Source organism: Pseudomonas ulcerans (genome assembly GCF_036324125.1).
GTDB classification, from domain to species: Bacteria; Pseudomonadota; Gammaproteobacteria; order Pseudomonadales; family Pseudomonadaceae; genus Aquipseudomonas; species Aquipseudomonas ulcerans.
This window is the reverse complement of sequence record NZ_JAZDQN010000019.1, coordinates 1-17,167: the sequence shown is the minus strand read 5'-3', so window position 1 is coordinate 17,167 and position 17,167 is coordinate 1. Positions and strand designations below refer to the sequence as shown.

At 65.2% G+C, this 17,167-nt stretch carries 17 protein-coding genes; 7 read left to right on the top strand and 10 right to left on the bottom strand.

Features of this window, described 5'->3' with window-relative positions; genetic code table 11:
- The first annotated feature begins 271 nt into the window (after positions 1–271).
- Complete coding sequence (locus V0R59_RS17625) at positions 272–1,636, top strand: glutamine synthetase family protein (protein ID WP_330075648.1); 1,365 nt, start codon at positions 272–274, stop codon at positions 1,634–1,636.
- A gap of 34 nt (positions 1,637–1,670) precedes the next feature.
- Positions 1,671–2,978, top strand: coding sequence for an NAD(P)/FAD-dependent oxidoreductase (locus tag V0R59_RS17620; RefSeq protein ID WP_330075647.1), 1,308 nt, complete (start codon positions 1,671–1,673; stop codon positions 2,976–2,978).
- Between the two features lie 47 nt (positions 2,979–3,025).
- Here the strand turns inward: V0R59_RS17620 and fadD1 are convergent, their stop codons facing one another.
- Positions 3,026–4,723, bottom strand: coding sequence for a long-chain-fatty-acid--CoA ligase FadD1 (gene fadD1, locus V0R59_RS17615; RefSeq protein WP_330075646.1), 1,698 nt, complete (start codon positions 4,721–4,723; stop codon positions 3,026–3,028).
- Between the two features lie 294 nt (positions 4,724–5,017).
- Positions 5,018–6,706 (bottom strand): long-chain-fatty-acid--CoA ligase FadD2, encoded by a 1,689-nt coding sequence (gene fadD2, locus V0R59_RS17610; protein WP_330075645.1) that lies wholly within the window; start codon positions 6,704–6,706, stop codon positions 5,018–5,020.
- Between the two features lie 200 nt (positions 6,707–6,906).
- Between fadD2 and V0R59_RS17605 the strand changes: the two genes are divergently transcribed.
- Both V0R59_RS17605 and V0R59_RS17600 read left to right on the top strand, forming a co-directional pair.
- Entirely contained in the window at positions 6,907–7,851 is a 945-nt protein-coding gene (locus V0R59_RS17605) for an alpha/beta hydrolase (RefSeq protein ID WP_330075644.1), read from the top strand.
- A gap of 37 nt (positions 7,852–7,888) precedes the next feature.
- A complete protein-coding gene (locus tag V0R59_RS17600) occupies positions 7,889–8,359 on the top strand; it encodes a MaoC family dehydratase (protein ID WP_330075643.1) in 471 nt (156 codons plus the stop codon).
- 15 nt (positions 8,360–8,374) lie between these two features.
- On the opposite strand, the gene V0R59_RS17595 is transcribed toward V0R59_RS17600, so the two are convergent.
- From V0R59_RS17595 to V0R59_RS17565, 7 genes are all read right to left on the bottom strand, one after another.
- The gene (locus tag V0R59_RS17595) at positions 8,375–9,607 is read right to left on the bottom strand and encodes an RNA polymerase sigma factor (RefSeq protein WP_330075642.1); all 1,233 of its coding nucleotides are present in this window, start codon (positions 9,605–9,607) and stop codon (positions 8,375–8,377) included.
- Positions 9,607–10,098 carry an SRPBCC family protein gene (locus tag V0R59_RS17590; RefSeq protein WP_375547386.1) on the bottom strand — a complete coding sequence of 164 codons (492 nt, stop codon included), beginning with the start codon at positions 10,096–10,098 and terminating at the stop codon, positions 9,607–9,609. Before V0R59_RS17590 ends, V0R59_RS17595 begins: the two co-directional genes overlap by 1 nt.
- An 18-nt stretch (positions 10,099–10,116) precedes the next feature.
- Positions 10,117–10,461, bottom strand: a complete 345-nt coding sequence (locus V0R59_RS17585) for a YciI family protein (protein ID WP_330075640.1) — start codon at positions 10,459–10,461, stop codon at positions 10,117–10,119.
- Positions 10,462–10,492: 31 nt separating this feature from the next.
- Complete coding sequence (locus tag V0R59_RS17580) at positions 10,493–10,918, bottom strand: YybH family protein (protein WP_330075639.1); 426 nt, start codon at positions 10,916–10,918, stop codon at positions 10,493–10,495.
- A 105-nt stretch (positions 10,919–11,023) separates the two neighbouring features.
- Entirely contained in the window at positions 11,024–11,521 is a 498-nt protein-coding gene (locus V0R59_RS17575; RefSeq protein WP_375547385.1) for a GyrI-like domain-containing protein, read from the bottom strand.
- 114 nt (positions 11,522–11,635) lie between these two features.
- Complete coding sequence (locus tag V0R59_RS17570) at positions 11,636–12,280, bottom strand: LysE family translocator (protein ID WP_330075637.1); 645 nt, start codon at positions 12,278–12,280, stop codon at positions 11,636–11,638.
- Between the two features lie 110 nt (positions 12,281–12,390).
- The gene (locus V0R59_RS17565; protein WP_330075636.1) at positions 12,391–13,347 is read right to left on the bottom strand and encodes a threonine dehydratase; all 957 of its coding nucleotides are present in this window, start codon (positions 13,345–13,347) and stop codon (positions 12,391–12,393) included.
- A gap of 90 nt (positions 13,348–13,437) precedes the next feature.
- Here V0R59_RS17565 and V0R59_RS17560 point away from each other — a divergent pair, with 90 nt between their 5' ends.
- From V0R59_RS17560 to ada, 3 genes are all read left to right on the top strand, one after another.
- Positions 13,438–14,802, top strand: coding sequence for an aminotransferase-like domain-containing protein (locus V0R59_RS17560; protein WP_330075635.1), 1,365 nt, complete (start codon positions 13,438–13,440; stop codon positions 14,800–14,802).
- 51 nt (positions 14,803–14,853) lie between these two features.
- Positions 14,854–15,480 (top strand): DNA-3-methyladenine glycosylase family protein, encoded by a 627-nt coding sequence (locus V0R59_RS17555; protein WP_330075634.1) that lies wholly within the window; start codon positions 14,854–14,856, stop codon positions 15,478–15,480.
- Positions 15,481–15,592: 112 nt separating this feature from the next.
- A complete protein-coding gene (ada, locus tag V0R59_RS17550) occupies positions 15,593–16,654 on the top strand; it encodes a bifunctional DNA-binding transcriptional regulator/O6-methylguanine-DNA methyltransferase Ada (RefSeq protein ID WP_330075633.1) in 1,062 nt (353 codons plus the stop codon).
- A 57-nt stretch (positions 16,655–16,711) separates the two neighbouring features.
- Here ada and V0R59_RS17545 read toward each other — a convergent pair whose 3' ends face one another.
- A complete protein-coding gene (locus tag V0R59_RS17545) occupies positions 16,712–16,966 on the bottom strand; it encodes a DUF2790 domain-containing protein (RefSeq protein WP_330075632.1) in 255 nt (84 codons plus the stop codon).
- Positions 16,967–17,167 lie beyond the last annotated feature (201 nt).

Here is a 17,167-nt window from a genome sequence, read left to right as displayed (position 1 = left end):
TAATAACCCTTCGCCAGCATGGGAGTATCAGGGCATGTCTCCATCCGCCAGCACGCCCCGCCCCCATCAAGCCCCTTCGTTCCCGAAGGTGCGGGCTCGTCGTGGCGAAAACCCGCTGGTGCACATCATCCTCGCCTTCTGGGCCCTGTGGCATTGTCGTCACGCCCGCCCACCAGATACCGCTCTCGCCTGACCGATAACCCTGGCCGTGCTTTTGCATCGGCCGCCTTGTCGATTTCCAGCGCGCCGCCTGGCGCAAGCGAGAACACCCATGCACTTTGCCCCCATCGAGCAGGCCCGCGCGTTCCTGGCCGCCAATCCCGATATCGAAATGATCGAGCTGTTCATCCTCGACGCCAATGGCATGCCCCGCGGCAAGCTGCTGCACCGCGAGGAACTGCTGGCGGTGTACGAAAGCGGCCGGCCGCTGCCAAGCACCATCCTCGGCCTGACCCTGCACGGCGAGGACGTGGAGAACTCCGGCCTGGTCTGGGACGTCGGCGATATCGACTGCCGCGCCTACCCGCTGGACGGCAGCCTGGTGCGCCTGCCCTGGCGGCAGATCCCGACCGCCGCCGTGCAGGTCAGCATGCACCCGGAACAGGGCATGCCCGCCGCCATCGCCGACCCGCGCCATGTCCTGCTGCAGGTGATCGAGGCACTCAAGGCCGACGGTTACCACCCGGTGATGGCCTGCGAACTGGAGTTCTACCTGCTCGACCAGCAGCGCGACAGCCAGGGCCGACCGCAGCCGGCCCTGGACGCCGACGGCGGGCGACCGCGAAGCACGCAGGTCTATGGCCTGCGTGAACTGGAACAGATCGAACCCTTCCTCGCCGACCTCTACGCCGCCTGCAAGGCCCAGGGCATTCCGGCGCGCACGGCGATTTCCGAATACGCCCCGGGCCAGGTGGAAATCACCCTGGACCACGGCGACGCCCTGCTGGCCATGGACCAGGCGGTGCGCTACAAGCGCATCGTCAAGGGTGTCGCGCACCGCCACGGCATGCAGGCCTGCTTCATGGCCAAGCCCTTCGACCACCTGGCCGGCACCGGCATGCACATGCACGTCAGCCTCAACGATGGGGCCGGGCACAACCTGTTCGCCAGCGAAGACCCGGCCGGCACCCCGCTGCTGCGCCAGGCGGTGGGCGGCATGCTGCGCTCGCTGCTGGATTCGCTGCTGCTGTTCTGCCCCAACGCCAACTCCTACCGGCGCTTCCAGGCCAACAGCTACGCACCGCTGGCACCGACCTGGGGCGTCGACAACCGCACCGTCAGCCTGCGCGTACCCGGCGGCCCGGCACCGACCCGGCATATCGAGCACCGCATCTGCGGCGCCGATGCCAACCCTTACCTCGCGGCAGCGGCGATCCTCGCCGGCATCCATCGCGGCCTGCGCGAACAGCTCGATCCCGGCGCCCCCGTGGAAGGCAACGGCTACGCCCAGGCCACCGAGCGCCTGCCAACCGACTGGCTGACCTCGCTGCAGGCCCTGGAGCAATCCGCCTGGGCCCGCGACGCCCTGGGCGCCGGGTTCCTCGGGGTATACCTGGCGGTCAAGCGTGCCGAATACCGTCAGTTCATGGCCGAAGTCGGCGAACAGGACTGGCGCTGGTACCTGACCCAGGCCTGACCCGCACCTCTTTCTTTTGCAAGGATTCCGTTTCATGAACGCAGCAACGACCCCGGGCGCCGCACAGCGCGCCGCCTCGTACTACAGCGCCACCCTCAACGACCAGACCCAGTACCCGACCCTGCAAGGCACGGTCGAGGTGGACGTGGTGATCATCGGCGGCGGCTTCACCGGCGTCGCCAGCGCCGTGGAGCTGGCCGAGCGCGGCCTGAAGGTGGCCATCGTCGAGACCAACCGCATCGGCTGGGGCGCCAGCGGGCGCAATGGCGGCCAGGTCACCGGCAGCCTGTCCGGCGACGAGGCCATGCGCAAGCAGATGCGCGCCCGCCTCGGCGATGACGTCGACGACTTCATCTGGCACCTGCGCTTCCGCGGACACGACATCATCCAGCAGCGGGTAGCGCGCTACGGCATTGACTGCGACCTCAAACGCGGACACCTGCATGCGGCGATGAAGCCGTCGCACATGAACGAGCTGGAAGCATTCGCCGCGCAGGCGCAGCAGCGTGGCATGGGCGACCAGGTCGAACTGCTCGACCGCGAGGGCGTCCGCCGTCACCTCGACTCGCCGCTGTACCTCGGTGCCCTGAAGAACACCCGCAACCTGCACCTGCACCCGCTCAACCTGTGCCTGGGCGAGGCCCGCGCAGCCCACGGGCTGGGCGCGCTGATCTTCGAAAACTCGCAGGTGCTGGAGATCGTCCACGGCCCGCGCCCGGCGGTGGTGACTGCGCAGGGGCGGATCGAAGCGAAGCAGGTGATGCTGGCGGGCGATGTCTACCACAAGCTCGAACCGGGCCAGCTCAAGGGCAAGATCTTCCCGGCCATGGGCGGCATCGTCACCACCGCGCCGCTGGGCGACCTGGCCCGCCAGCTCAACCCTCAGGACCTGGCGGTGTACGACTGCCGCTTCGTCCTCGACTACTACCGCATGACCGCCGACGGCCGCCTGCTGTTCGGTGGCGGCGCCAACTATTCGGGACGGGATTCGCGGGATATCGCCGGCGAACTGCGGCCGTGCTTCGAGCGCACCTTCCCGGCGCTGAAGGGCGTACCGATCGAGTTCCAGTGGAGTTGCGCCATGGGCATCGTGGTCAACCGCATTCCGCAACTGGGCAAGCTGTCGGAGAACGTCTGGTATTGCCAGGGCTATTCAGGGCATGGCATCGCCACCAGCCACATCATGGGCGAGATCATGGCCGAGGCCATCACGGGGACGCTGGAGAAATTCGACACCTTCGCCGGCTGCTCGCATATTCGCGTGCCGATGGGGGATGTACTGGGGAATCCGCTGTTGGCGGCGGGGATGTGGTACTACCAGATGCTCGAGAAGTTGCGCTGATCTTCAGGCCTCATCGCTGGCAAGCCAGCGATGAGGCCCGAGAGGACTCAGGCGATCTTCTTGAGACCCAGCTTCTTCAGCTCTTCATCCCGCAGCTCGCGCCGCAGGATCTTGCCGACGTTGGTGGTCGGCAACGCATCGCGGAACTCGACGAAGCGCGGCACCTTGTAGCCGGTGACATTGGCGCGCATGTGCTCCATCACCTGCTCGCGGGTCAGGGTGACCCCGGGCCTTGCAACGATGAATACCTTGATCACCTCGCCCGACTTCTCGTCCGGCACGCCGATCGCCGCGCATTGCAGCACGCCCGGCAGGGCCGCCATGACGTCTTCCAGCTCGTTCGGGTACACGTTGAAACCGGAGACCAGGATCATGTCCTTCTTGCGGTCGACGATACGCATGTAGCCGTCCTGCTGGATCAGCGCGATATCACCGGTCTTCAGCCAGCCCTCGGCATCGAGGATCTCGGCGGTGGCATCGGCACGCTGCCAGTAGCCCTTCATCACCTGCGGGCCCTTGACGCACAGCTCGCCGACTTCACCCAGCGGCAGTTCGTTGCCGGCATCGTCGATGATCTTGCACAGGGTCGACGGCACCGGGATGCCGATGGTGCCGACCTGGTTGCGCTCGGCCGGGTTGACCGCCGCCACCGGGCTGGTCTCGGTCATGCCGTAGCCTTCGCAGATGGCACAGCCGGTAACGTCCTTCCAGCGTTCGGCCACCGACATCTGCAGGGCCATGCCCCCGGACAGGGTGATCTTCAGCCCGGAGAAATCCAGGCGACGGAAGTCCTCGTTGTTGCACAGCGCGACGAACAGGGTGTTGAGGCCGACGAAGCCGCTGAACTTCCACTTCGACAGTTCCTTGACCATCGCCGGCAGGTCGCGCGGGTTGCTGATCAGGATGTTGTGGTTGCCGATCAGCATCATCGCCATGCAATGGAAGGTGAAGGCGTAGATGTGATACAGCGGCAGCGGCGTGATCAGGATCTCGCAGCCCTCGTTGAGGTTGGAGCCCATCAGAGCACGGCATTGCAGCATGTTGGACACCAGGTTGCGATGGGTCAGCATCGCGCCCTTGGCCACCCCGGTGGTACCGCCGGTGTATTGCAGCACGGCGACGTCATCGGCAGCCGGCGAGACTTCCTTCACCGGCTTGCCGCGGCCCTTGGCCAGGGCATCGTTGAAGCTCACGGCGGTCGGCAGGCTGTAGGCCGGGACCATCTTCTTCACGTACTTGATGACGCTGTTGACCAGCAGACGCTTGAGCGGCGGCAGCAGGTCGGCGACTTCGGTGACGATGATGTGCTTGACGGACGTCTTCGGTACGACCTTTTCCGCGAGGTGCGCCATGTTCGCCAGGCACACCAGCGCCTTGGCACCGGAGTCGTTGAATTGATGTTCCATTTCCCGCGCCGTGTAGAGCGGGTTGGTGTTGACCACGATCAGGCCGGCGCGCATGGCGCCGAAGACCGCGACAGGGTATTGCAGAACGTTCGGCAGTTGAACGGCGATGCGATCACCGGGTTGCAGGTCGGTATGTTGCTGCAGGTAGGCAGCAAAGGCACCGGACAACTCGTACAATTCGCCGTAGGTCAGGGTCTTGCCCAGGTTGCTGAATGCCGGTTTGTCGGCGAAGCGCTGGCAGGACTGCTTCAATACCGCTTGAATATTCGGATACTCGTCAGGATTGATTTGCGAGGCAATCCCGGCTGGGTACTTATCCTTCCAAAAGTTTTCGATCATGGAAGCCCACTCCTCCAGCAACCGCGAATTCTTCACCGCGTCGATGCGATTATTATTGATATTTGATGTCGGTTTATTGCAAACCGAGTGATCGGAAGCGCGCCGAGAGTAACAGCTTTGATTTGGGCCTACCAGAGCCAAATCGGCCCGATTGGTCACTAAAATGACTCATGATATTGCATTGGTCACTTTTAGAGTAAAGGGTCTAAAGCCTCGGAAACGCGACATGCAAAAGCCGCGGAAAGAGCTTTTTGAAAGGCTCTATCTCGCGGCTTTCGTCTTCATGCTAGTTGCTTAGGCAGGTTCTCTCAACTCGCGACGCAGAATCTTTCCGACCGGTGTCATTGGCAGCGAATCCCGCAGGACGATGTGCTTCGGCACCTTGTAGCCGGTGAAGTTGGCCTTGCAGTAGGCCTTCAGCTCTTCCAGGCTCACCCCGCCATCCCGCGCCACCACGAACAGTTTCACCGCTTCCCCCGAGCGCTCGTCCGGCACGCCGATGGCGGCACAGGCGGCGACCTTCGGGTGAGCCATGACCACGTCCTCGATCTCGTTCGGGTACACGTTGAAGCCCGAGACGATGATCATGTCCTTCTTGCGGTCGACGATGCGGGTGAAGCCGTCCGGGTCGATCACGGCGATATCGCCGGTCTTGAACCAGCCGTCGCCGTCGAAGGCGTCAGCGGTCGCGTCAGGCCTCTGCCAATAGCCCTTCATCACCTGCGGGCCCTTGATGCACAGCTCGCCGCGCTCGCCCAGGGGCATTTCATTGCCGTCGTCATCGGTGACCTTGAAGGCCGTGCCCGCCACCGGGATGCCCACCGTGCCGAGGCGCGCCAGCTCGCCATAGGGGTTGGTGCTGGCCACCGGCGAGGTCTCGGTGAGGCCATAGCCCTCGACGATGCGACAGCCGGTGATCTGTTCCCAGCGCTCGGCGGTGGCCTTGACCAGCGCGGTGCCGCCGGAGTTGGTGACCTTCAGCGCGGAGAAGTCCAGGTCCTTGAATCCGGGGTTGTCCATCAGCGCGACGAACAGGGTGTTGAGCCCCAGCAGCGCGGAGAAGCGCCACTTCTTCAGTTCCTTGACGAAGCCGGGGATGTCCCGCGGATTGGTGATCAGCACGTTGTGGTTGCCGGTGACCATCATGCACATGCAGTTCGCGGTGAAGGCATAGATGTGGTACAGCGGCAGCGGCGCGATCATCACCTCCTGGCCGTCCTTGAGCAGCTTCTGCCCGTCCGGGCCGAGCTGGGAGAAGCAGGCCAGGACCTGGAGCATGTTGGCCACCAGGTTGCCATGGGTGAGCATGGCACCCTTGGCCACCCCGGTGGTGCCCCCGGTGTATTGCAGCACGGCGATGTCGTCGTGGCTGCACTGCACCGGCTTCAATGCATGGCCCTTGCCCTGGCGCAGCACCTGCTTGAACGGCAGCGCCTGCGGCAGGCTGTAGTCGGGAACCATCTTCTTGACCTTGGCGACGATGGTATTGACCAGCCAGCCCTTGGCCGCAGGCAGCATGTCGCCCATCTTCGCCTCGATGAGGAAGTCGATGCCGGTGTCCGGCAGCACCTCCTGGACCAGCTTGCCGAACATGTTCAGGTAGACCAGGGCGCGGGCGCCGGAGTCCTTGAACTGGTGGCGCATCTCCCGCGCGGTGTACAGCGGGTTGGTGTTGACCACGATCAGCCCGGCGCGCAGGGCACCGAACACGGCGATGGGGTACTGCAGGACGTTGGGCATCTGCACCGCGATGCGCTCGCCCGGCTTGAGGTCGGTGCATTGCTGCAGGTAGGCGGCGAAGGCCGCGGAGTAGCGATCCAGTTCGGCGTAGGTCAGGGTCACGCCCAGGTTGGTGAAGGCCGGTCGGTCGGCGAATTTCTTGCAGGAGCGCTCGAATACTTCGATCACCGACTTATAGCTGCTCATGTCGATCTGCGAAGGTACGCCGGCGGGGCGCTTGTCGTTCCAGAAATCGGCGTGCATTTATTATTGTCCTCGGTCCTGAGCCTGTGCGGTCCGGATTGCTGCTTGCAAAACGGCGTTCTGCCGACGTTAGCAGCTATGTGGCAGGTGGCAAATATGCCAAGGATCGTCATAGATCCTGTGAATCTCGGGCCACCGTGCGTTGCAATTCACCAACCGGCTATACACTCAACGGCATCCTTCGGTCTGGAAATCCGCCCATGAGCTACGACGCCTTCTGGCTGCCGGCCAGCAACCATTGCAGCCTGTACGTCCACCAGTGGCTGCCGGCCACACCGGTGCGCGCGGTGGTTCTGCTGGCCCACGGCATGGCCGAGCATGCCGGGCGCTACCAGCGTTTCGGCGAGGCGCTGAGCAGCGCCGGCTTCGCCCTTTATGCTCATGACCAGCGTGGTCATGGGCGTACCGCGGAGATCGGCACCCTTGGCCTTTTCGCCCGCGAGAACGGCTGGAATAGCGTGGTCAACGACCTCGCCCTGCTCAGCCAGCATATCGGCCAGCAACATCCGGGCGTGCCGCTGTTCCTCTTCGGCCACAGCATGGGCAGCTACATCGCCCAGGCCTACCTGCTGCACCACAGCGCCAGCCTGCAGGGCGCGGTGCTCAGCGGTTCGAATTTCCAGCCACCAGGGCTCTATCGCGCGGCGCGGCAGATCGCCCGCCTGGAAAGCTGGCGCCAGGGTCCGCTGGGGCGCAGCGCGCTGATCGAGTTTCTTTCCTTCGGCTCGTTCAACAAGGCCTTCAAGCCGACCCGCACGGCCTTCGACTGGCTCAGCCGCGATCCGGCCGAGGTCGACAAGTACGTGGACGACCCGCAGTGCGGCTTCCGCTGCTGCAACCGCCTGTGGATCGACCTGCTCGCCGGCCTTGAACAGATCAGCCGCACCAGCAACCTGGCGCAGATCGATCCGAACCTGCCGATCCTGGTGATCGGCGGCGAATGTGATCCGGTCAGTGCCGGCAAGCGTCTGAAGGATCTGACCGGCGCCTTGCGCCTGTCCGGGAACCAGCACGTGCAACTGCGACTCTATCCGCAGGCCCGCCACGAGCTGCTCAACGAAACCAACCGTGACGAGGTCACCACGCAGGTGATCGACTGGCTCGAACAGACCCTGGCCCTTGGCCGGCCCGTGCGCAGCGAGTGATACTGCCTCCCCGTCGCACCCAGAAGGAATTTCCTGCATGACCCAGGTCACCAACACGCCTTACGAATCCCTCGAAGTCGGCCAGACCGCCAGCTTCAGCAAGACCGTCGAAGAACGTGACATCCAGCTGTTCGCCGCGATGTCCGGTGACCACAACCCGGTGCACCTGGACGCCGAGTTCGCGGCCAAGAGCATGTTCAAGGAGCGCATCGCCCACGGCATGTTCAGCGGTGCGCTGATCAGCGCGGCGGTGGCCTGCGAGCTGCCTGGCCCGGGCACCATCTACCTCGGTCAGCAGATGAGTTTCCAGAAGCCGGTGAAGATCGGCGACACCCTCACCGTGCGCCTGGAAATCCTCGAAAAGCTGCCGAAGTTCCGTGTGCGCATCGCCACGCGCGTGTTCAACCAGAACGAAGAGCTGGTAGTGGATGGCGAAGCCGAGATCCTCGCCCCGCGCAAGCAACAGACTGTCGAGCTGGTCAGCCCGCCGCCGATCACCTTCGGCTGATAGAACCGGACCTCATCAATCCCGCAAGCGGCGCTCGATGAAGCGCCGCTCGGGTTCCTGCCGGGTCAGGCCCAGCGCGGTGCGCCAGGCATCACGGGCCTGATCCTGGCGCCCCAGTTGGTGATACCACTCGGCCCGCGCGCAATGCGCCGGCTGGTAATCACGCAGTTCGCCGCGCGCCAGGATCGCCTCGACCACCTCCAGCCCTGCCTGCGGACCGTCCCGCCGGGCCAGCGCGGCGGCGCGATTGAGTTCGACCACCGGCGACGGCCAGCCGCGCAGCAGCACATCGTACAGCCCGACGATCTGCGGCCAGTCGGTGTCTGCGGCACTGACCGCCTCGGCGTGCACGGCGGCGATCGCGGCCTGCAGGCTGTAGAGACCGAAGCGCCGGCTGCGCAACGCTTCCTCCACCAGTGCGCAGCCTTCGGCGATCAGGGCCTGGTCCCACAAGCTGCGGTCCTGCTGGTCGAGCAGGATCAACTCGCCCTCTCCCGCACTGCGCGCCCGCGAGCGCGACGCCTGCAACAGCATCAGCGCCAGCAGGCCGAGCACTTCCGGGTCGGGCAGCAGTTCGCGCACCAGGCGAGCGAGGCGAATCGCCTCGTTGCACAAGTCGTCGCGCACCACGCAGTCACCGGATGACGCCGAATAGCCTTCGTTGAACACCAGGTAGATCACCCGCAGCACGCTGTCGAGGCGTTCCGGCAGCTCGGCCAGGGTCGGCACCTGGTAGGGAATCCGCGCATCGCGGATCTTCGCCTTGGCGCGCACGATGCGCTGGGCGATGGTCGCTGGCGCGAGGAGAAAGGCCCGGGCGATTTCCTCGGTGGTCAGGTCGCAGACCTCGCGCAGGGTCAGCGGTACCTGGGCGTCCGCGGCCAGGGCCGGGTGGCAGCAGGTGAAGATCAGGCGCAGGCGGTCGTCTTCCAGTTCTTCCTCGTTCATGTCACCGGCCTCAAGGCGTTCGAGGGCCTGGCGCAAAACCTTGGGCGAGCGCTCGAAGCGCGCCCGCCGGCGCAGGCCGTCGATGGCCTTGAAACGCCCGGTCGACACCAGCCAGGCCCGCGGACTGTCGGGAATGCCGTCGCGCTGCCAACGCTCCACGGCAATGAAGAAGGCTTCATGCATCGCCTCCTCGGCCAGGTCGAAGTCACCCAGCAGGCGAATCAGCGTCGCGAGGATGCGCCGCGACTCCTCGCGATAGACGCCGTCGAGCGTGGCCCGGACCGCCTGCGCCTCGGCCATCAGTCGTCCAGCGGTCCGGTCACCAGCTCCACCAGGCGGTCGAGGCTTTCGCCCCAGCCGCGATGGAAGCCCATTTCCTCGTGGGCCTGGCGGTCGCTGGCGCTCCAGTGCCAGGCGCGGGCGGTGTAGAGGGTCTTGCCGTGGATATCGTCAAGGGTGATGACCGCGGTCATGAAGGCTTTCGCCGACGGCACCCAACCGGGGCCGAACGCGTCGGTGAAGACGATCCGTTCCGGCGCGACGATTTCGAGAAAGACGCCCTGGTTCGGATATTCGCTGCCGTCCGGGGCACGCAGCACGGTACGGAACACCCCGCCGACCCACAGTTGCATCTCGCACTCCGGCGTGGTCATGCCATGGGGCCCCCACCAGCGGCTGAGCAGTTGCGGATCGGTCCAGGCGCGGAACACCCGGGTGCGCGGGGCGTCGATCAGGCGGCTCAGCGACAGTTCATGCAGCGCCTGTCCCTGGCCGGGTTGTTGAGGATGCATTGTCATTGTTCTCCTCGTTCAGGGTTCAAGCTCGCGTACCGGCCGGACCTCGACGCTGCCGACCCGCGCCGCAGGAATGCCGCGGGCGATGTTCAGGGCTTCGTTGAGGTCGCGGGCTTCCACCAGGTAGAAGCCGGCCAGTTGCTCCTTGGTTTCGGCGAAGGGGCCGTCGGTCAGGCTCATCTGCCCACCGCGCACCCGCACCGTGGTCGCGGTCCGCACCGGCTTGAGCGCCTCGGCGGCGAGCATGCGCCCGCTGTCGTGGACCGACGTCGCGTAGGCCAGGCATTCGGCGTCCGCGGGGCTCTCGGGCAGACCATGCAACAGGGTTTCATCACAGTAGACCAGGCACAGGTATTTCATGATGTTCTCCGACGCGGGGTGACGGCTGGCTTCAAGGCTTGAGGTCGAAGAGGGCCTTCTGGGTTTCCATGTCGAACGGTGCCGACCAGTGTTCGTGGACGACCTGCCAGTGGCCGCCATTGCGGCGGTAGCCGACGGTGACCCGCATGTAGCCGCACTGGCTGTCGTCATCCGCCGGGCCGCAGCGGTTGAGCCAGTGGGCCAGGGCCAGGTCGCCATCGGCGTGCACGGTCAGTTGCGCCACCTCGAAGACCATCGGACCGGTGCAGAAGCCCATGCACATTTCCCAGTGCGCGCGGTAGGCGGTCTTGCCCTTGAACTGCAGGGACTTGATCGCATCGAAGGCGACGATGTCGTCGGCATAGGGTGCGACGATGCCCTCGATGTCGCGGTCGCGCACCGACTGGATCCAGCGCTCGACCAGTTGACGGATTTCGTGTTCGGCTGCGGTGTTCATCGATGCGTCCTCCGAAGGTTCATCAGGGTTCAGCACCGGAGCATTCCGGTGCCTTCAACACTGGTCGAACGGGAAAACGGCAAATCGACGACACGAGCGAAAAAATCAGCGCGACTCAGGCGCCTCAAGGGGAATCCAGATTTCCACCGTGCCGCTGGCGGTCTGCGGGTCGAAGGCTTCACCATAGCGCTCGAACTCCGGCGCATCGGCGGCGCGCTCGCCGGACTGCGGCAGCCACTGTTTCCAGATCCTTTCGAAGGTATGACCGAGGCCACTGACCTTGCCATGGTGCTCGAACACTGCGTAGCGCTGTGGCGCCAGGGTGTGCCAGGTGAACGCCTCGGGCAACGCGCTCGGGCTGCGCACCTCGACACCGGCGATATAGAGGAACCCGCCACGACCATCGAAATTGCAGCAGACACCGTAGGTATCGTCGCCAATCTGCCCGGGAATCCTGCCAATCTGCGGCGCGAATCGCTGCCAGAGCGCAGGAATGGCCTTGTTGGTCTGTTGCGTGTAGCGCTCACCGAAACCAGCGATGGTGAACGAGCGTCCGTTTTCGATTCTTACCGGGGCGAATCCGGCATCCATCCGGGTCGACATATCCATGCCTCACAAGGTCGATTCAAAAAGGCCTGCGGGGCGTGCATTATCGACTGCCGCGCCCGCTGGCACTCGGCTAGCATCGCCCGGTTGGACGATTCCGGCAACCGGGAGTCAGAGCGCCGGGGCGAGAATGAACTCGCGGTAGCCGGAGACGATCACGTAGACCGCGAAATAGCAGAAGATCCCCGCCGAGGCCAGGTACGACCAGGTCAGCAGGCGGTCGCCGAGCAAGCGCCCGCCATGGCTGGCCACGCCGCACAGGGTCAGGCACCAGAGCAGGCCTGCACTGAAGAAGCCACCCAGGAACAGCCCCGCCTCTACCGGCCCGCCACTGCCCGAGCGGGAAATCAGCACGCCACCCACGGCAGCGAACCAGAGAATGGCGCTGGGCGACGACATGGCCAGGAAGATGCCGCGCAGGAATTCGCGCCAGGGTGACTCGCGGACCACCTGCGCATCGGTATCGAGGTGTGCGTCACCGCGAATCGCCGCCAGCAGCATCTTCACCGCGAACCAGATCAGCAGCAGCGAACCGCCAATCCACAAGACCCAGCGCACGGTCTCGAACTGCAACAGCACGGTCATCCCGGCCAGCGCCGCCAGGGCATAGACCAGATCGCCGACACAGGTGCCCAGGCCCAGCCACATGCCTTGCCAGAAGCCACGCTGCATGGCCAGGGTAATCATCGCGATGTTGGCGATGCCGATGTCCAGGCACAGCGACAGGCTCAGGAGAAATCCGTTGGAGAAAGGCATGGGGGGAATCCGCTTCCGACATTGAAAAAAGGGCGGCCGGTATTAAAGCGGATTGGTGCAAGGATGTGTTGGAAGAAATGCCCTGGCTCAGGCCAGCCTGTTCAAACGGTTCAGTCCCCAGCCAACACCCGCGCATACCCCTGCCGATCAATATTCGCCCCGCTCAACACCACCGCCACCTTTTTCCCGCGCTGCCGCTCCCGCTCCTGGCACAGCGCCGCCAGTCCCGCGGCCCCGGCGCCTTCGGCGGTGTTGTGGGTGTCTTCGTGGTAGATGCGCATGGCCTGGGCGATCTCGGCATCGGTGACCCGGACGATCCGCGCCGCGCCCTGGAGGATGATGTCGAAGGCCTCCGCAACCGGCATGCGGCAGGCCATGCCGTCGGCGAAGGTATTGGCGGTCTCGGTGGTGACGATGCGACCTTGCTCGACACTCCGGGCATAGGCATCGGCCTCGCTGGACACCACGCCAATGATCTCGGTGTCCAGCCCCAGCAGATCGCGCGTGCGGATCAAACCGCAGATCCCCGAGCCCATGCCGATCGGCACATACACCGCATCCAGCCGCGCCACCGCTTCCAACAGCTCCAGGGCATAGGTGGCCACGCCACGGATCAGGTCCGGGTGAAACGGCGGCACGCTTTCGTAGCCATGCACCTGGGCCAGGCGCGCGGCCTCGGCCCGGGCCAGGTCGAAATCGGCGCCGTGCTCCACCAGTTCGGCGCCCAGGGCACGCATCGCCGCGTTCTTTTCCCGGGAGTTGCCTTCGGGCACGACGATGATGATCGGCACCCCGGCATTGCGCGCGGCCAGGGCCATGCTCTGGCCGTGGTTGCCGCGGGTAGCGGTGACCAGCCCGCGGGTCTGCGGCGCGCGGGCCAGCAGCGACTGCACGTAGAGCAGGCCGCCACGCACCTTGAAGGCACCGGTGGGCGCATGGTTCTCGTGCTTGACCCAGACCTCGCACCCCAGCCGCTCGGCCAGGCGCGGCCAGGCGTATTGGGGGGTGGCGGGCACCTCGGCGCGGACCAGGCGGGACGCTTCGCGCAGGGCAGGCAGATCGAACATGGAGCACCTCGGATCGGATGGATTTGACCCGATCCTGGCTGCCGCGCATTGTATGGGTCAAACCTTATATTGCATGGCCAACAATAAAACATGTGGACCCCAACCCTCCCCGACGACGGACAACCGCGCTACCTCGCCCTGATCGACGCTATCGCCCGCGCCATCGAAAGCGGCGAACTCAAGGTGGGCGAACGCCTGCCACCGCAGCGCCGCCTGGCCTGGGCTCTGGGCCTGAACCCGAGCACCACGCAGCAGGCCTACCGCGAGGCAGCGGCGCGGCACCTGGTGTCCGGTGAGGTCGGCCGCGGCACCTACGTGCTGGCCGGGAGCAAGGAGGCCACGCTGTTCCGCCTCAAGCAGCGCGACGACGACAGCGCCGGCATCGACCTGTCGACCAACGTGCCGGTGGTGGACGAACACAGCCAGGACCTGGAACAGGCGCTGAGGGAATTGCTGCAGCAGGGCCCGGGGCATTTGCTGGAACACTACCTGGGCGCCGAGCAATTGCTGCTCGGTCGCCTGCACGGTGCCAGTTGGCTGAATCGACGCGGCCTGGCCCTGAACGCCTCCCAGGTACTGCTCTGCGGCGGCGCGCACCAGGGGCTGTTCAGCGTCCTGATGTCGTTCTGCAATCCTGGCGAGGCGGTGATGGTCGAGGCACTTACCGCGCCCGGGATCAAGGCCACCTGCCGCCAGTTGCGCCTGCCCTTGCATGGCATCGCCATGGACCGCGACGGCATCCTCCCCGACGATCTCGACCGCGTGGCCCGGGCCAGCGGGGCGCGGGTGGTGGTGCTGACCCCGGCCTTGCACAACCCCACCGGCGCCAGCATGGGCGAGCAGCGCCGCCGCGAGATCGCCGCCGTGGTCGAACGCCTCGACCTGCTGCTGGTGGAGGACGATGTCTACGGCGCCCTCGCTGACGAACCACCGCTGCTGCCACTGCTGGGCCCGCGCGGCCTGCTGGTCAGCAGCCTGTCCAAGACCGTCTGTGCCGGCCTGCGCCTGGGCTGGATCGCCGGTGACGCCGCGCTGCTCGCACAGATCGATCCCCATGCCCAGGCCACCCACTGGCAGATCGCGCCGTTGATGCTGGGCATCGCCTGTCGCTGGATCGAGGATGGCAGTGCCGCACGCAAGCTGGCCTGGCAGCGCGAGGAGGTCGTCCAGCGCTGGCGCCTGGCCCAGCGCCTGCTCGGCCCGGCCCTCACCCATCAGGACCGGCCGTCGCCGCATATCTGGCTCGACGGGCCGCGCCCCGGTGACGAACTGGCCGCAACGTGCCGGACCAAGGGCGTGGAAGTGGTGCCGGCGCAGGTCTTCGCGGTCAAGCAGGGGCAGTTGCCGGCGGTGCGCATCAGCCTGACCGCGGCGCGCAGCCGTGCCGAGCTGAAGCAGGCACTGGAGCGGGTCGCTGCGGTGCTCGGCGAATTCACGGCGCAGGATCCGGGGTGACAAGCCTTGGCCCCCTCCTACACTCACGCGACTGTCAAGGACCGGATCCCCATGAACGCACTCGACGATTTCTACGCCCAGGCCACCGCTCACCTGCGCCAGCAAAGCGCGGCCTGGGCCACGCATATCGACGCCATCGGCCCATGCCTGCACGTGCCGCTGCCGACCCGCGATCCGTACCAGGCGCTGGTACGCGCCATCGCCTACCAGCAGTTACATGCCAAGGCAGCGGAGGCGATTCTCGGACGCTTTCTCGCGCTGTATCCCGGGCATGACTTTCCTTCGCCGCAGCAGTTGCTGGCGACAACGCCGGAACAACTGCGTGCCTGCGGCTTTTCCGGGCGCAAGATCAGCACCGTGCAGGCCGTGGCCCAAGGGCGGCTGGACGGATTGGTGCCGGATCATGCCGAGGCCCGGCAACTGGACCAGGAGGTGTTGATCGAACGCCTGACCCGCTTGCCCGGGGTCGGACGCTGGACGGTGGAAATGCTGCTGATCTACACCCTGGAACAGATGGATATCCTGCCGGTGGACGATTTCGGCGTGCGCGAGGGGTATCGTCGCCTGCACGGGCTGGAGGCGCAGCCGACGCCCCGCCGGTTGAAGGAGCTCGGGCTCGCGTGGAGCCCATACCGAACGGTCGCGGCGTGGTACCTGTGGCGGGTACCGGCGAAGTGAATTCGAAAGCAAGAGGCGGAGTTTCCGGATGACGTGGAATTTCTAAGATTCATCCACACCACGCAAAGACAAGTCGAATTCGAAACTGCAAAACCTGCCTCGGAGACAACCCATGCGCCGCAGCACACCCGCCATCACCGAATCCGACCCACGCTGGCAAGCCCTGCTGGCCCGTGATCCCGCCGCCGACGGCACCTTCGTCTACGGCGTGCGTACCACCGGCGTGTATTGCCCGCCCTCCAGCGCCGCGCGGCGGCCGCGGATCGAGAACGTCGAGTTCTTCGCCACCCCGGCCGAAGCCGAGGCCGCCGGCTATCGTCCCAGCCGGCGACGGGGTGGCGACCAGAACGAGCTGGCACGCCAACATGCGGCGCAAGTCACCCAGGCCTGCAAGCTGATCGAAAGCGCCGAGGTCGAGCCGAGCCTGAACCAGCTGGCCGAACAGGTGAACATGAGCCCCTACCACTTCCACCGGGTGTTCAAGCGCGCCACCGGCCTGACTCCCAAGGCCTACGCCAGCGCCCACCGCGCCCGCAAGTTGCGCCATCAGTTGCACCGCGCCGACTCCATCACCGAAGCGGTGTACGAAGCCGGCTTCAACTCCAACAGCCGCTTCTACGAATCGAGCAACGCCCGCCTCGGCATGACCCCGGGCACCTGGCGCGATGGCGGCGCCAATACCGATATTCACTTCGCCATCGCGCAATGCTCGCTGGGGGCGATCCTGATCGCGCAAAGCGCCAAGGGCATCTGCGCGATCCTGCTGGGCGACGACCCGCAGGTGCTGCTGCAGGACCTGCAGGACAAGTTCCCCAAGGCCAACCTGATCGGCGCCGACCAAGGTTTCGAGCAACTGGTGGCCCGGGTGGTGGGTTTCGTCGAGGCACCGGCCATCGGTCTCGACCTGCCCCTGGACCTGCGCGGCACGGCCTTCCAGGAACGGGTCTGGCAGGCGCTGCGGGAGATTCCGGTGGGCAGCACCGCCAGCTACGCGCAGATCGCCGAACGCATCGGCGCGCCGAAAGCGGTGCGCGCGGTGGCCCAGGCCTGCGGCGCCAACAGCCTGGCGGTGGCGATCCCCTGCCATCGGGTGGTGCGCAGCGATGGCAATCTTTCCGGTTATCGCTGGGGCGTGGAACGCAAACAGCAACTTCTGCAGCGGGAAAGACAATAAACGCACAATAAAAAACCCTCGTGAAGACGAGGGTTTTTATTAGTCCGGCTATAACTTTCAGCCCTGGCTGCAACCATCACCCATCACACGGTATTCGACGGTGTGACGCTGGCCTTGATGGTCTTCATAGACCATGGTGGCGGGTACGACTTCACAGACATTGGGAACTTTCGACAGGCTGATGACCTTGGCGATATCCAGGTCGGCGCCATAGCTGTACTGCTCTGGCGCAGGCTGCGTGGTGGCCGGAGCCTGCTCGGCGAGGGCGAACGAAGACACTGCAAGTAATGCAACTGCAACTAATGTTTTCATGATAGTGGGCCTTTAAAGCAATCGAACCAACTGATTGACTTCATATGCCAAGTGGCGCGGAGAAGTTGTCATTGCCAACTAACGGGCATGACACGAAGTACCGATCCCATCAGGCATTGTTTAGGGATGCTCTGAATTAGCCGGATATTTTCCGGCTATTGGGAGGTCAGTCCCTCTGAATGCCAGCAGCCCACCGAAAAA

What these genes read in the sequence shown, in the direction of transcription:
- V0R59_RS17575 (WP_375547385.1), bottom strand. Translation starts at nt 11,521, where the DNA reads ATGTCGACCCGGATGGATGCCGGATTCGCCCCGGTAAGAATCGAAAAC.
- V0R59_RS17580 (WP_330075639.1), bottom strand. Translation starts at nt 10,918, where the DNA reads ATGAACACCGCAGCCGAACACGAAATCCGTCAACTGGTCGAGCGCTGG.
- V0R59_RS17570 (WP_330075637.1), bottom strand. Translation starts at nt 12,280, where the DNA reads ATGCCTTTCTCCAACGGATTTCTCCTGAGCCTGTCGCTGTGCCTGGAC.
- ada (WP_330075633.1), top strand. Translation starts at nt 15,593, where the DNA reads ATGCGCCGCAGCACACCCGCCATCACCGAATCCGACCCACGCTGGCAA.
- fadD1 (WP_330075646.1), bottom strand. Translation starts at nt 4,723, where the DNA reads ATGATCGAAAACTTTTGGAAGGATAAGTACCCAGCCGGGATTGCCTCG.
- fadD2 (WP_330075645.1), bottom strand. Translation starts at nt 6,706, where the DNA reads ATGCACGCCGATTTCTGGAACGACAAGCGCCCCGCCGGCGTACCTTCG.
- V0R59_RS17555 (WP_330075634.1), top strand. Translation starts at nt 14,854, where the DNA reads ATGAACGCACTCGACGATTTCTACGCCCAGGCCACCGCTCACCTGCGC.
- V0R59_RS17565 (WP_330075636.1), bottom strand. Translation starts at nt 13,347, where the DNA reads ATGTTCGATCTGCCTGCCCTGCGCGAAGCGTCCCGCCTGGTCCGCGCC.
- V0R59_RS17590 (WP_375547386.1), bottom strand. Translation starts at nt 10,098, where the DNA reads ATGCATCCTCAACAACCCGGCCAGGGACAGGCGCTGCATGAACTGTCG.
- V0R59_RS17585 (WP_330075640.1), bottom strand. Translation starts at nt 10,461, where the DNA reads ATGAAATACCTGTGCCTGGTCTACTGTGATGAAACCCTGTTGCATGGT.
- V0R59_RS17625 (WP_330075648.1), top strand. Translation starts at nt 272, where the DNA reads ATGCACTTTGCCCCCATCGAGCAGGCCCGCGCGTTCCTGGCCGCCAAT.
- V0R59_RS17620 (WP_330075647.1), top strand. Translation starts at nt 1,671, where the DNA reads ATGAACGCAGCAACGACCCCGGGCGCCGCACAGCGCGCCGCCTCGTAC.
- V0R59_RS17600 (WP_330075643.1), top strand. Translation starts at nt 7,889, where the DNA reads ATGACCCAGGTCACCAACACGCCTTACGAATCCCTCGAAGTCGGCCAG.
- V0R59_RS17595 (WP_330075642.1), bottom strand. Translation starts at nt 9,607, where the DNA reads ATGGCCGAGGCGCAGGCGGTCCGGGCCACGCTCGACGGCGTCTATCGC.
- V0R59_RS17605 (WP_330075644.1), top strand. Translation starts at nt 6,907, where the DNA reads ATGAGCTACGACGCCTTCTGGCTGCCGGCCAGCAACCATTGCAGCCTG.
- V0R59_RS17560 (WP_330075635.1), top strand. Translation starts at nt 13,438, where the DNA reads ATGTGGACCCCAACCCTCCCCGACGACGGACAACCGCGCTACCTCGCC.
- V0R59_RS17545 (WP_330075632.1), bottom strand. Translation starts at nt 16,966, where the DNA reads ATGAAAACATTAGTTGCAGTTGCATTACTTGCAGTGTCTTCGTTCGCC.